Origin of the sequence: Streptococcus sp. HMSC078D09, from assembly GCF_001813675.1 — a bacterium.
Lineage (GTDB): Bacteria > Bacillota > Bacilli > Lactobacillales > Streptococcaceae > Streptococcus.
Map to the genome: position 1 here is coordinate 666,410 of NZ_KV813675.1, position 12,050 is coordinate 678,459.

General features: G+C 43.1%; 14 protein-coding genes. 11 read left to right on the forward strand and 3 right to left on the reverse strand.

Features of this window, described 5'->3' with window-relative positions; translation table 11 throughout:
* Nucleotides 1-78 precede the first annotated feature (78 nt).
* The 3 genes from HMPREF2926_RS08430 to coaA form a co-directional block, all read right to left on the reverse strand.
* On the reverse strand, nucleotides 79-588 hold the full coding sequence (locus HMPREF2926_RS08430; protein WP_070587319.1) for a DNA topology modulation protein: 510 nt from the start codon (nucleotides 586-588) through the stop codon (nucleotides 79-81).
* A 66-nt stretch (nucleotides 589-654) separates the two neighbouring features.
* Nucleotides 655-903, reverse strand: coding sequence for a 30S ribosomal protein S20 (gene rpsT, locus HMPREF2926_RS08435; RefSeq protein WP_003007640.1), 249 nt, complete (start codon nucleotides 901-903; stop codon nucleotides 655-657).
* Between the two features lie 96 nt (nucleotides 904-999).
* A complete protein-coding gene (gene coaA / locus HMPREF2926_RS08440) occupies nucleotides 1,000-1,920 on the reverse strand; it encodes a type I pantothenate kinase (RefSeq protein ID WP_061590812.1) in 921 nt (306 codons plus the stop codon).
* 90 nt (nucleotides 1,921-2,010) lie between these two features.
* Between coaA and HMPREF2926_RS08445 the strand changes: the two genes are divergently transcribed.
* From HMPREF2926_RS08445 to HMPREF2926_RS08495, 11 genes are all read left to right on the forward strand, one after another.
* Nucleotides 2,011-2,604 carry a class I SAM-dependent methyltransferase gene (locus HMPREF2926_RS08445; protein WP_070587321.1) on the forward strand — a complete coding sequence of 198 codons (594 nt, stop codon included), beginning with the start codon at nucleotides 2,011-2,013 and terminating at the stop codon, nucleotides 2,602-2,604.
* Nucleotides 2,601-3,878, forward strand: coding sequence for a pyrimidine-nucleoside phosphorylase (locus HMPREF2926_RS08450; RefSeq protein ID WP_070587323.1), 1,278 nt, complete (start codon nucleotides 2,601-2,603; stop codon nucleotides 3,876-3,878). The genes HMPREF2926_RS08445 and HMPREF2926_RS08450 overlap by 4 nt, the downstream gene beginning before the upstream one ends.
* 17 nt (nucleotides 3,879-3,895) lie before the next feature.
* Nucleotides 3,896-4,558 (forward strand): deoxyribose-phosphate aldolase, encoded by a 663-nt coding sequence (deoC, locus tag HMPREF2926_RS08455; RefSeq protein ID WP_070587324.1) that lies wholly within the window; start codon nucleotides 3,896-3,898, stop codon nucleotides 4,556-4,558.
* Entirely contained in the window at nucleotides 4,545-4,934 is a 390-nt protein-coding gene (locus tag HMPREF2926_RS08460) for a cytidine deaminase (protein ID WP_070587326.1), read from the forward strand. The genes deoC and HMPREF2926_RS08460 overlap by 14 nt, the downstream gene beginning before the upstream one ends.
* A gap of 75 nt (nucleotides 4,935-5,009) precedes the next feature.
* Nucleotides 5,010-6,071, forward strand: a complete 1,062-nt coding sequence (locus tag HMPREF2926_RS08465; RefSeq protein WP_049485439.1) for a BMP family lipoprotein — start codon at nucleotides 5,010-5,012, stop codon at nucleotides 6,069-6,071.
* Nucleotides 6,072-6,199: 128 nt separating this feature from the next.
* Nucleotides 6,200-7,735, forward strand: coding sequence for an ABC transporter ATP-binding protein (locus HMPREF2926_RS08470; RefSeq protein ID WP_023918304.1), 1,536 nt, complete (start codon nucleotides 6,200-6,202; stop codon nucleotides 7,733-7,735).
* Entirely contained in the window at nucleotides 7,728-8,789 is a 1,062-nt protein-coding gene (locus HMPREF2926_RS08475; protein WP_003007621.1) for an ABC transporter permease, read from the forward strand. The genes HMPREF2926_RS08470 and HMPREF2926_RS08475 overlap by 8 nt, the downstream gene beginning before the upstream one ends.
* Entirely contained in the window at nucleotides 8,789-9,745 is a 957-nt protein-coding gene (locus HMPREF2926_RS08480; RefSeq protein ID WP_021153355.1) for an ABC transporter permease, read from the forward strand. The genes HMPREF2926_RS08475 and HMPREF2926_RS08480 overlap by 1 nt, the downstream gene beginning before the upstream one ends.
* A gap of 275 nt (nucleotides 9,746-10,020) precedes the next feature.
* A complete protein-coding gene (locus HMPREF2926_RS08485; protein ID WP_070587328.1) occupies nucleotides 10,021-10,623 on the forward strand; it encodes a hypothetical protein in 603 nt (200 codons plus the stop codon).
* A gap of 21 nt (nucleotides 10,624-10,644) precedes the next feature.
* A complete protein-coding gene (locus tag HMPREF2926_RS08490) occupies nucleotides 10,645-11,280 on the forward strand; it encodes a copper homeostasis protein CutC (protein ID WP_070587329.1) in 636 nt (211 codons plus the stop codon).
* Nucleotides 11,281-11,383: 103 nt separating this feature from the next.
* On the forward strand, nucleotides 11,384-12,049 hold the full coding sequence (locus HMPREF2926_RS08495; protein ID WP_070587330.1) for an MmcQ/YjbR family DNA-binding protein: 666 nt from the start codon (nucleotides 11,384-11,386) through the stop codon (nucleotides 12,047-12,049).
* Nucleotide 12,050 lies beyond the last annotated feature (1 nt).

Here is a 12,050-nt window from a genome sequence, read left to right on the forward strand (position 1 = left end):
CGTCCGTACTCACCTAAGGAAAGTTTTTAATATGACTTTGTCTACAATCTGAGGTTGGGGGTAAAATCTCCAACCTTTTTATTGTATGTTTTTTAGAAACGCATCCAGCTCTTTTTGATTCTTGAGAGAGACAAATTTGTCTGGATAGGTTTGGTTGACAGTCTGATAGCGTGTGACCTGTCTGGCTTGGCGACCGTCCCAAAGGATCCAACGGATGAATTCCCAATCGAAGCGTTCGGGGCAACCTGCCGCCATACTATCACGGACGCGCCCTTTATAGAGACGGTATCGTTTCCACCCTCTATAGAGACAGTTCCAACGAGAGAAGTTGAGAAAGATAATCTGGTCTGCTTGCTCCATTCTTTCCTCATAGCAGCACCAAGAGTAATTGCCATCAATGACCCAGTCTTTATGATCGCTGAGAAACTGTCTCATCTCACCTTCCATCCAATCCCGGTCACTGTCTATCCAACCCGGTTGAAATTGAAGGGTGTCCATATGTAGCTTGGGAATGGAGTAGTAGCGAGCTAAGTTTTCAGCTAAGGTGGATTTACCTGATCCAGAATAGCCGATAATAACGATTCTCATAAGCACCTCTCAAAAAATTAGGCACAAAAAAAGCTCCGGAGAGCTTGATTTTTATGCTGTTCTTGATTAACCAAGTTTCGCTGCAAGACGTGCTTTATCACGGCTAGCTTTGTTCTTGTGGATCAAACCTTTAGTTTCTGCTTTATCGATAGCTGAGCTAGCAGCGCGGTAAAGTTCTTCAGATGGGTTTGCTTCAAAAGCTTTGATTGCAGTACGCATAGCTGATTTTTGAGCTGAGTTTTTTTCGTTTTGTTTAACGTTCAATTCAGCGCGTTTGATAGCTGATTTAATGTTTGCCAAGTTATTCACCTCCATTGATAATCTAACTATCTCATTATATATGAAAAGTTAAGATTTGACAAGCCTAAAATAGCTTTTCCTTAAAAAAGTACCGTTAAAAGGCCATTTTCTCTAGCGTTTGAGATAAATTTCGTCTATTTCATGGTTGGTTGCCTTATGGAGAATCAGATCAGCTCGGTTTCTGGTTGGTTGAATGTAATGTTGCAAGTTGACTAAATTAATGGATTCCCAGACCTGATGGGCCATGCTTAAAACTTCTTCTAGGGGTTGCTCTGTAAATCGATAGTAGTAGTTATTGGGATCATTCTGAGCTAATGCAAGGAGTTTTTGGAAGCGATCGATATACCAAGATTCGATATCGTCGACCGCGGCATCCACATAGATTGAAAAATCAAAGAAATCGGTCATATAGAGACTGTCATTTTGCGGATTTTGAAAGACATTGATCCCTTCGACAATGACAAAATCAGCTGGTAAAATGGTTTGCTTCTCATCTGGGACAATATCGTATATTTCGTGGGAATAGACAGGGATTTCTACGCTCTTGTTGTTTTTAATTTGATTGAGAAAATCAAGGAGCAATTCCATATCATAGCTTTCCGGAAATCCTTTTCGATTGAGGATCTCTTGTTCTTTTAAGATAGCATTTGGATAGAGGAAGCCATCCGTTGTTACCAATTCCACGCTCGAGCCTTCGAAGGTCCGTGAAAGCAGGATCTGTAGAAGACGGCTGGTGGTCGATTTCCCAACAGCAACACTCCCTGAAACCCCAATGATAAAGGGTTGGCGTTCACTCGTTTTTTGAAGAAAAATACCTTTTGAGAAGGCCAAATCTTCTTTGGAACGCTTGTAGATTCCAATTAGGTTTGTCAAAGGCAGGTAGACGTCACGTACATCCTGGAGGTTGATGCGGTCGTTAAAACTTTTAATAGAATTGAGCTCTGTTTGAGAGAGAGGTGGGGTGGTTTTGCGGTGCAAATTCTGCCAAGTTTCCCGATTAATTTTTTCAAAATGTAGAAATTCTTTGTCCATATGTCACTCCTATTGTAGTCTTTAGTATACCAATTTTTAGAGGTCATGTAAACGATTTAAAAAAGGAGTGAATTATGTTAAAATAACCTTATGAGTAAAATGTATTTCGATGTAAACCCAGATGCAGCCCATGATATTCATGATCTGGCTGTTGTTTTATTGGGGCAAAAGATGAATTTCTATACGGACGCGGGCGTCTTTAGTAAAAAAATGATTGACTATGGAAGCCAGGTGCTCTTATCAACCCTTGATTTTCAAGAAGGGGAAAGTATCCTCGATGTTGGCTGTGGCTATGGACCAATCGGCCTCTCTCTAGCTAAAGCCCAGGGAGTCGCAGTGACCATGGTCGATGTCAATGAGCGGGCGCTGGACTTGGCTAAGAAAAATGCCAGCCGAAATGGCGTGGAAGCACAGATCTTTTCTTCGGATGTCTATGAAGCAGTAGAAGGGGTCTTTGACCATGTAATCAGTAATCCGCCGATCCGAGCTGGTAAGAAAGTGGTCCACCAAGTGATCACCGGTAGTTTTGAACATTTGAAACCAGGTGGAGACTTGACCATTGTTATTCAGAAAAAACAAGGGGCTCCGAGCGCTAAGGCCAAAATGGAAGAGACGTTTGGCAATTGTGAAATCGTAAAAAAAGACAAAGGCTATTATATTTTAAGAAGTGAGAAAGAATCATGAGAGCAGTAGATATCATTCAGAAAAAAAGAGATGGTCTTGCCTTAAACAAGGAAGAAATTGAATGGCTGCTTGAGGGCTATGTGGCTGGAACAGTACCAGATTACCAAATGTCTGCTTTTGCTATGGCTGTTTACTTTAAAGGGATGACGACAGAAGAAATCTCTCATATGACCATGAAGATGGTCCGAACAGGGCAACAGTTTGATCTGTCAGCTATTCCAGGAATCAAGGTAGACAAACATTCGACTGGTGGAGTAGGAGACAAGGTGACCTTGGTTTTGGTGCCTTTGGTTGCAAGTTTCGGAGTGCCGGTTGCCAAAATGAGCGGTCGTGGCTTAGGCCACACAGGTGGGACCATCGATAAGTTAGAATCCATTAAAGGTTTCCAGATTGAACGGACCCAAGAGGAATTTATCCAGCAGGTGCAGGAGATCGGCTTATCGGTCATTGGTCAATCCGACCAACTCGTAAAAGCAGACAAACTCTTGTATGCTCTGCGTGATGTGACAGCGACAGTGGATACCATTCCTTTGATTGCTAGCTCCGTCATGAGTAAGAAAATCGCTGCTGGTGCGGATGCCATTCTTTTGGACGTGACGGTGGGCGAGGGTGCCTTTATGAAGAATATTGAGGATGCTCGTCGCTTAGCACGTACCATGGTGGATCTTGGAAATGCAGTGGGTCGGAAAACCATCGCTGTCATTACAGATATGAGCCAACCTTTGGGAACCAGCATTGGTAATCGTCTAGAGATTTTGGAAGCCCTGGATATTCTGAAAGGACAGGGGCGTGCTGATGTTACAGAGTTTATTTGTGAATTAGCGCAAATCATGTTGAAATTGGCCAATGTAGAACAATCGATTGAAGCCATCCATGAACACTTGACCAATGGTCAGGCTTTAGCGAAGTTTGAAGAAATGGTTGTGGCTCAAGGTGGAGACTTAGAAGATTTGCATCGTCCCGTCAAAGTGGATCAGGTCCTTGAAGTAACAGCGGACCAAGATGGCGTCATTGCTGCTTTACCTGCCATGGAGTTTGGCTTGTTTGCCATGCGCTTGGGTGCTGGCCGTGCTGTCAAATCAGATCCCCTCGATTACGAAACAGGAATTGTGTTTGACAAAAAAGTGGGAGAGCACGTCAAAAAAGGGGAACGCATTGCCCGTATTTTCATGAATGAAAAAAATTCACAAGAAAGAGTTACAGAATTCAAAAAAAATGTTAAAATACTAGAAAGGGCTGAAAGCGTTAAAGAAATTATTGAAATAATATCTTAAGCAGCTCAGGAGATTGTATGAAGTTAAATAAATATATCGATCACACTCTTTTAAAACCAGATGCGCAACAAGAACAGATCGAAAAGCTGATCGAAGAAGCAAAGGCTTATGATTTTGCGAGTGTCTGTGTGAACCCGACATGGGTGAATTTTGCGGCTGAGGGCTTGCGCGATTCAGACGTTAAAGTTTGTACCGTCATTGGTTTTACTTTAGGAGCAAATACACCATTTGTCAAAGCGTGTGAAACAAAAAATGCGATTCAAAACGGTGCCGATGAGATTGACATGGTCATGAATATCGGGGCTCTTAAGTCTAAGAATTTAGCACTAGTTGAGGAAGATATCCAAGCTGTAGTCGAAGCGAGCGGTGATAAGCTGGTCAAAGTCATCATTGAGACTTGTCTCTTATCAGATGATGAAAAGATCGTTGCTTGCCAAATTGCTAAGTCAGCTGGCGCAGACTTTGTGAAGACTTCAACTGGCTTTTCAACTGGAGGAGCAACGGTAGAAGATGTGGCCTTAATGCGTCAAACTGTTGGACCCGACATGGGTGTTAAAGCTTCTGGTGGTGCTCGCTCTTATGAAGATGCTCTTGCTTTTATCGAAGCTGGTGCGACCCGTATCGGGACTTCTTCTGGTGTAGCCATCATGGAAGGAAAGGTGGCTCATGGCGACTACTGAGTTGATCAACTTAGCAGTTGAAGTGAGTAAACGAGCCTATGTGCCTTACTCTCATTTCCCAATTGGAGCTGTACTGCTAACGAAGGATGGAGAAATCTATACAGGTGTCAATATCGAAAATGCCAGTTTTGGATTAACCAACTGTGGAGAACGGACAGCCATTTTTAAAGCTGTTTCTGAAGGAGCTCGTGAGTTTCAAGAGCTCATTATCTACGGGCAAACAGAAAAGCCCATCTCTCCATGTGGTGCTTGTCGCCAGGTCATGGCTGAATTTTTTGAGCCAGACCTTCCTGTAACTTTAGTATCTAAAGATAAATCGACGGTCGTGATGACGGTCAAGGAATTACTTCCATATTCCTTTACAGACCTGACTTAATAGGTCTGTGAGGCGGTCTTTTGACCCTTTCAATACTTCGCAACAATGTTGCACAATAATTTAGGAGGTTCAGTAATGAACAAGAAACAATGGCTAGGCCTTGGTCTAGTAACTGTCGCTGCTATCGGACTTGCAGCATGTGGGAATCGTGCGTCTAAAAAAGATAGCGCAAACTCAGAATCTAAAACAGATTTGAAAGCTGCTATCATTACCGATACTGGTGGTGTGGATGACAAATCATTCAACCAATCTGCTTGGGAAGGTTTGCAAGCTTGGGGTAAAGAAAACGGTCTTTCTAAAGGGAACGGATTTGACTACTTCCAATCAACAGATGAATCTCAATATGCGACAAACCTTGATGAAGCTGTTTCTAACGACTACAAATTGATCTTTGGTGTTGGTTTTGCCTTGAGCGACTCTGTTAAAAAAGCTGCAAAAGACAACGAAGATGTGAACTACGTCATCATCGATGACCGTATTGAAGGACAAAAGAACGTAGCATCTGCTGTTTATGCCGATAACGAAGCTGGTTACCTTGCTGGTATTGCTGCTGCAAAAACTACAAAAACTAAACAAGTTGGTTTTGTAGGTGGTATGGAAAGTGAAGTTATCACTCGGTTCCGCGCTGGATTTGAAGCTGGTGTTAAATCTGTTGACCCATCTATCAAAGTTCAAGTAGACTACGCTGGTTCATTCGGTGACTCTGCTAAAGGTAAAACAATTGCTGCTGCGCAATATGCTGCAGGTGCAGACGTTATCTACCAAGTAGCTGGTGGTACTGGTGCAGGTGTCTTCTCTGAAGCTAAAGACTTGAACGAGAAGAAAAATGAAGACGAAAAAGTTTGGGTTCTTGGTGTTGACCGTGACCAAAAAGCTGAAGGTGAATACACTTCTAAAGATGGTAAAAAATCTAACTTTGTATTGGCTTCAAGCTTGAAGAAAGTCGGAGAATCTGTAAAAGACTTGGCTAAGAAAACTGCTGACGGTAAATTCCCTGGCGGTAAAGTGATTACTTATAGCTTGAAAGATGGTGGAGTTGATTTGACAACTGACAACCTTTCTGCAGATGCTAAAAAAGCTGTAGAAGATGCTAAAGCTAAAATCCTTGACGGGTCTCTTAAAGTTCCTGAAAAATAATATTTGATTGGAGCGGCCCTCCCTTTAAGGGCCGTTTCTTTTAAAGTGAGACATTTTTGTCTCAATAAAATCTGTTAGTCGCCTAGCAGATTTTATTGAAATAAAAAATTTTTGAAAGGAAACACCCCATGACACATGAATATGTCATCGAAATGCGTGAGATTACCAAAAAATTTGGTGACTTTGTAGCAAATGACAAGATTAATCTTCAGTTGCGCAAAGGTGAAATCCATGCACTTCTTGGAGAAAATGGTGCAGGGAAATCTACCCTGATGAATATGCTGGCTGGTTTGTTGGAACCAACAAGCGGAGACATCGTGGTAAATGGAAAAACTGTTAACCTAGACTCACCTTCAAAAGCAGCTTCTTTAGGAATTGGAATGGTGCACCAACACTTTATGTTGGTTGAAGCCTTCACTGTTGCTGAAAATATTATCCTTGGGTCTGAAACCACTAAACATGGTATTTTGGATCTTAAGAAAGCTAGTCAAGATATCCTTGATTTGTCTAAAAAATATGGCTTAGCAGTGGATCCAAATGCTAAAGTTGAGGATATTTCCGTTGGTGCGCAGCAACGTGTGGAAATCTTAAAGACGCTTTATCGTGGAGCCGATATCCTAATCTTCGATGAACCAACTGCGGTGTTGACACCAGCTGAAATCGAAGAATTGATGACAATCATGAAGAACTTGGCGAATGAAGGAAAATCTATTATCTTGATTACGCACAAGTTGGATGAAATCCGTGCTGTTTCAGACCGCGTAACGGTTATTCGCCGTGGTAAATCGATTGAGACAGTCGAGATTGGTGGAGCTACCAATCAAGACTTGGCCGAAATGATGGTCGGTCGTTCTGTTTCCTTTAAAACGGAGAAAGGTCCTTCTCAACCAAAAGAAGTCGTCTTGTCGATCGAAAACTTGGTTGTAAACGAAAACCGGGGAGTCCCAGCTGTTAAGAATCTTTCACTGGAACTTCGTGCTGGTGAAGTCGTCGGGATCGCAGGAATTGACGGAAATGGTCAGTCTGAGTTGATCCAAGCGATTACAGGACTACGGAAGGTAAAATCTGGTTCAATCAAGATTAAAGGCAAGGATGTTGTAGGACTTCGCCCACGTCAAATTACAGAAATGAAGGTAGGGCACGTCCCTGAAGACCGTCATCGGGATGGATTAGTCCTTGATATGATGATCTCTGAAAACATTGCCCTTCAAACCTACTATAAGGAACCTCTTAGCAAGAATGGTATCTTGAATTATCCAAACATTACTTCTTATGCTAAGAAGTTGATGGAAGAGTTTGACGTTCGTGCAGCCAGTGAAGTGGTACCAGCTAAGGCTCTCTCTGGAGGGAACCAGCAAAAAGCCATTATCGCTCGGGAAATTGACCGTGATCCAGATCTCTTGATCGTTAGTCAGCCGACTCGTGGATTGGACGTTGGAGCGATCGAATATATCCACAAACGTTTGATTCAAGAACGGGATAATGGAAAAGCCGTTCTGGTTGTCAGCTTTGAATTAGATGAAATTTTGAATGTTTCTGACCGTATTGCGGTTATTCATGATGGGAAGATCCAAGGGATCGTAACCCCTGAAACAACGAATAAGCAAGAACTTGGAATCCTCATGGCAGGAGGCCAAGTAAAGGAGGGAGCATCAAATGAATAAGAATTTAAAACAAATTGCCGTTCCATTGGTGTCTGTCCTTTTAGGATTGGTCTTGGGTGCCATTATTATGTGGGCCTTCAGCTATGATGCCCTTTGGGGATATGAATTGCTGTTTAAAAAAGCCTTTGGTTCGATTAAGAGTTGGGGAAATATTTCCCGTGCCATGGGGCCACTGATTTTGGTTGCTCTTGGATTTTCAGTAGCTAGCCGGGCCGGCTTCTTTAACGTTGGACTTCCTGGTCAGGCTTTTGCAGGTTGGATCATGGCGACTTGGTTTGCCCTTTCCTTCCCAAATATGCCTCGCTTACTGATGATTCCGATGACCGTTTTGATTGCGGCTATCGCAGGTGGATTTATTGGAGCGATTCCTGGTTTCCTTCGTGCCTATCTTGGAACCAGTGAGGTCATCATCACCATTATGATGAACTATATTGTTCTCTATGGTGGGAATGCCTTGATTCATAGCTTCCCAGCTTCCTTGATGAAAAACAAGGACTCAACCATTGATGTGGGAGCCAACGCTGTCTACCAAACGGAGTGGTTGCGTAATTTGACGGACAAATCACAAATGAACATCGGGATCTTCTTTGCCATCATCGCAGTGGTGGTCATCTGGTTCTTGATGAAGAAAACAACACTTGGTTTTGAAATCCGTGCCGTTGGTCTCAATGCGAATGCGGCAGAATACGCAGGGATGTCTGCAAAACGGACCATTATCCTTTCTATGATCATTTCTGGTGCTCTTGCTGGTATTGGTGGGGTAGCAGAAGGTCTGGGTATTTACTCAAATGTCTACGTTCAAACCAGCTCGATGAGTGTTGGATTTAACGGAATGGCCGTAGCCCTTCTTGCGATGAATTCACCAATTGGTATTCCATTTGCTGCCTTCTTGTTTGGAGCACTTCAAATTGGGGGAGTTGGTATGAAGCCGGCTGCCATCCCTGAAGAAGTCGTTCAAATTGTGACAGCATCCATTATCTTCTTCGTATGTGCCCACTACATTATTGAAAAGATGATCTCGATGCGTTCAGCTAAAAAAGGAGGAGCAAACTAATGAGTATTGTAACGATTTTAAGTATTCTTGTTTCCTCTATGATTGTGTATGCGGCGCCGCTGATCTTCACAAGTATCGGAGGAGCATACTCAGAACACGCTGGGGTTGTTAACGTTGGTCTAGAAGGAATCATGGTTATGGGAGCCTTCTCAGGTATTATCTTTAACTTGACTTTTGAGCCTGAGTTAGGAAGTTTGACACCATGGTTGTCCTTGATCGTTGCTGCAGGGATTGGAGTACTCTTCTCCTTGATTCACGCGGTGGCAACCATTCATTTCCGTGCTGACCATATCGTCTCAGGTACGGTATTGAACTTGATGGCACCTCCATTGGCCGTCTTCCTTGTTAAAGCGATGTATAACAAGGGACAAACTGATAATATCAAAGTTGCCTTCGGGAAAACATCGATTCCAGTCTTATCTAAAATTCCGGTGATTGGGGATATTTTCTTCAACAATGCCAGCATCATCGGTTGGGTTGCGATTCTCTTTTCATTCTTTGCTTGGTTTATCATGTTCAAGACGAAATTTGGATTGCGTCTTCGTTCAGTTGGTGAACACCCTCAAGCAGCAGATACATTGGGAATCAATGTATATAGAATGCGCTACTTAGGAGTGATGATCTCAGGTGCCCTTGCAGGAATCGGAGGAGCCATTTACGCTCAGTCAGTTTCTGTTAACTTCGCGGTGACTACTATTGTAGGTCCTGGATTTATCGCCCTTGCGGCTATGATTTTCGGGAAATGGAACCCAATCGGGGCCATGCTTGCTAGTCTCTTCTTTGGAGCTTCACAAAGTTTGGCTGTTATCGGGAATCAATTGCCTTTGCTTAAAGGTATCCCATCCATCTACTTGCAAATTGCGCCTTACGTCTTGACCATGGTTGTCTTGGCAGCCTTCTTCGGACAAGCAGTTGCGCCAAAAGCAGATGGTGTTAACTACATTAAATCGAAATAATGCACAGAGAGAGGTTGGGACAAAAGTCCTAGCCTCTCAATTATTTTTGGATTGTCGAGTAAGACGCAGTGGTTGAGTGGGCTCTACTACGCTGATTTCATCAGCTTTTACAGCCCTACTCAACTGTGCGGAGGTGGGACGACGAAATCGAATTCTAACGAATGACCGATTTCTGTCTCACTCTCTCTTTTGCTTTCTAAAGGCCCCTCATAGTCGCAATTTCTTTAGATTTAGGGTACAATAAGAATACAACTTTACACGTATTGGAGGAGCAGATGTTTAAGTGGATGAGACGCCTGATTGGCATGGTGATCGTTTTATTTATGTTATTAGTGATCTTGTTGGTCCCTGGATCTATTCCTGAAGGGGAGCAGCTGAGAAATGTGCAGGCAGGGAGTTCTTTGATTGAGCTGGCTCAAAATGCTGTTTCAAACGCCTCTGTAAGCACTGAAGGACTCTCAACTGAGCTGAATCTCAATTCTGTGCAATTGAGTCAGGTCGTAAAAACAAGTGCTGGTTCTGCCCTTGACAATTCTGACTATCAAAAGATGGCACTAGGAATGGATGGCAATGACCTTCACGTCAAAGTTCCTGTTTCCTTAGGACCAGTTGATAGCTATTTAGATTTAACTATGACCGGCCAAGTTGAAAACAATGTCATGAATTTGACCGTTACCGGTGCTAAATTAGGGAAAATGCCCATTCCAAAATTCTTGGTTCTCAACTATTTGAAGGATCAATCCAATCAAAATGGAGGCGGCTTCACAGTGAATGGTGATCAAATCACCCTTGATATCCCTCAAGCAGGCTATAGCATCTCAAAAGCGAGAGTGGAAAATGGCAATGCTAAGGTAACCGTTAGTATATCCTTGTTTTAAGTCTTTGTAATTGGAGTTGTCATGCTTGTCTTTGAATTTTGTGCAGAGAATTTAACTTATATTGATAAGGCGATTGCTGCTGGGGCAGGTCGCATTGAACTGTGCGATAACCTGGCAGTAGGAGGGACCACACCTAGTATAGGTGTGATCAATGAAGCAATCAAACTGACAAGAGAGAAGTCCGTGGATCTATGTGTCATTATCCGACCCCGAGGTGGCGATTTTGTCTATACTGATCTGGAAGTCGAAGCTATGCTGACGGATATTCGTGCTGCGAAAGAAATAGGGGTTACTTGTTTTGTGCTGGGAGCGCTGACGAGCGATCGAAAGTTGGACCAGAGGATCATGCAGCTTTTACTAGCAGCCTGTGGAGAGGCAGAGGTTGTCTTTCATATGGCCTTTGATGAGTTAGCTCATACAGATCAGCTAGAAGCGATTGAGTGGCTTTCTGATCAGGGTGTAGCCCGCATTTTATCACGAGCTGGAAGTCCAGGTGACCCACTAGAGCAACGTTTTGCACACTATCATCGTTTATTAGATGCGGCTAAGGGAAAAATTCAGATCCTGCCAGGTGGAGGTGTGACCCTTGACAATCGTCAGCTCTTTTTGGAGCAATTGGGCGTTTGTCAACTGCATGGCACGCGCATCGTGTTTTAAAGAAGAAACGATCACTGCTTGAAGTAGTTTTGAAGATCCGTTATCAAGGTTGGGGACGTTGTTTCCAGCCTCTTCTAGTGCAAAAATGAATAAGGGAGAGAAAATGTTTTTAGAGCATTATTTTGACCGGTACACCTTTCAGCCAGAAAAGGGATTGGCTTACGGATTTGAGAAGAGAGGGGTAGGCTATGAGTACCAGTGTCCCGTCTTATCTGACACTTTTCTCTTAAAGGTCCGTGTCTGCGACCAGAAGATTTCTTTTCAGGTCTATGATCAGGATACAGGGGACGAGTATATCCAGATCCATCTGGAACAGCTACAAGGAAATTTCGTCGGCCAAGTCAGGGAAGCCTGTCAGGAAAGTCTTGCAAGGATTCGGCAAGCTTGTTTTGAGGTAGAAGAATTTCTCTATCCTCAAGCCAAGCGTCTCATGGCCTATATCTCCCTGCACTATCAGGGAACGATTGAGTATTTGTGGGAGAGATCTCCGGAATCCGGTGCCATTCGCCACCGAGACACCCTCAAGTGGTATGGTGTCTTTATGACCATTGATTGGAAAAAACTGGATGCTGGCAAGTCTGGGAAAATAGAAGTTTTGAATGTTAAGTCTGATCAAGTAGCCCATTTCATCCAGCAGAAAGGGATTTATCCAGCTTTTCATATGAATAAAAACTATTGGGTGAGTATCCCTCTAGATGAAACAATTACTGATGAGGACTTGTTTGCTCTAGTGGATAGTAGCTGGCAACTCACCAAAAAGGGGAAATAAG

Coding starts and splice junctions, on each gene's coding strand:
- HMPREF2926_RS08430 (WP_070587319.1), bottom strand. CDS start 588: ATGAGAATCGTTATTATCGGCTATTCTGGATCAGGTAAATCCACCTTA.
- rpsT (WP_003007640.1), bottom strand. CDS start 903: ATGGAGGTGAATAACTTGGCAAACATTAAATCAGCTATCAAACGCGCT.
- coaA (WP_061590812.1), bottom strand. CDS start 1,920: ATGGACAAAGAATTTCTACATTTTGAAAAAATTAATCGGGAAACTTGG.
- HMPREF2926_RS08445 (WP_070587321.1), top strand. CDS start 2,011: ATGAGTAAAATGTATTTCGATGTAAACCCAGATGCAGCCCATGATATT.
- HMPREF2926_RS08450 (WP_070587323.1), top strand. CDS start 2,601: ATGAGAGCAGTAGATATCATTCAGAAAAAAAGAGATGGTCTTGCCTTA.
- deoC (WP_070587324.1), top strand. CDS start 3,896: ATGAAGTTAAATAAATATATCGATCACACTCTTTTAAAACCAGATGCG.
- HMPREF2926_RS08460 (WP_070587326.1), top strand. CDS start 4,545: ATGGCGACTACTGAGTTGATCAACTTAGCAGTTGAAGTGAGTAAACGA.
- HMPREF2926_RS08465 (WP_049485439.1), top strand. CDS start 5,010: ATGAACAAGAAACAATGGCTAGGCCTTGGTCTAGTAACTGTCGCTGCT.
- HMPREF2926_RS08470 (WP_023918304.1), top strand. CDS start 6,200: ATGACACATGAATATGTCATCGAAATGCGTGAGATTACCAAAAAATTT.
- HMPREF2926_RS08475 (WP_003007621.1), top strand. CDS start 7,728: ATGAATAAGAATTTAAAACAAATTGCCGTTCCATTGGTGTCTGTCCTT.
- HMPREF2926_RS08480 (WP_021153355.1), top strand. CDS start 8,789: ATGAGTATTGTAACGATTTTAAGTATTCTTGTTTCCTCTATGATTGTG.
- HMPREF2926_RS08485 (WP_070587328.1), top strand. CDS start 10,021: ATGTTTAAGTGGATGAGACGCCTGATTGGCATGGTGATCGTTTTATTT.
- HMPREF2926_RS08490 (WP_070587329.1), top strand. CDS start 10,645: ATGCTTGTCTTTGAATTTTGTGCAGAGAATTTAACTTATATTGATAAG.
- HMPREF2926_RS08495 (WP_070587330.1), top strand. CDS start 11,384: ATGTTTTTAGAGCATTATTTTGACCGGTACACCTTTCAGCCAGAAAAG.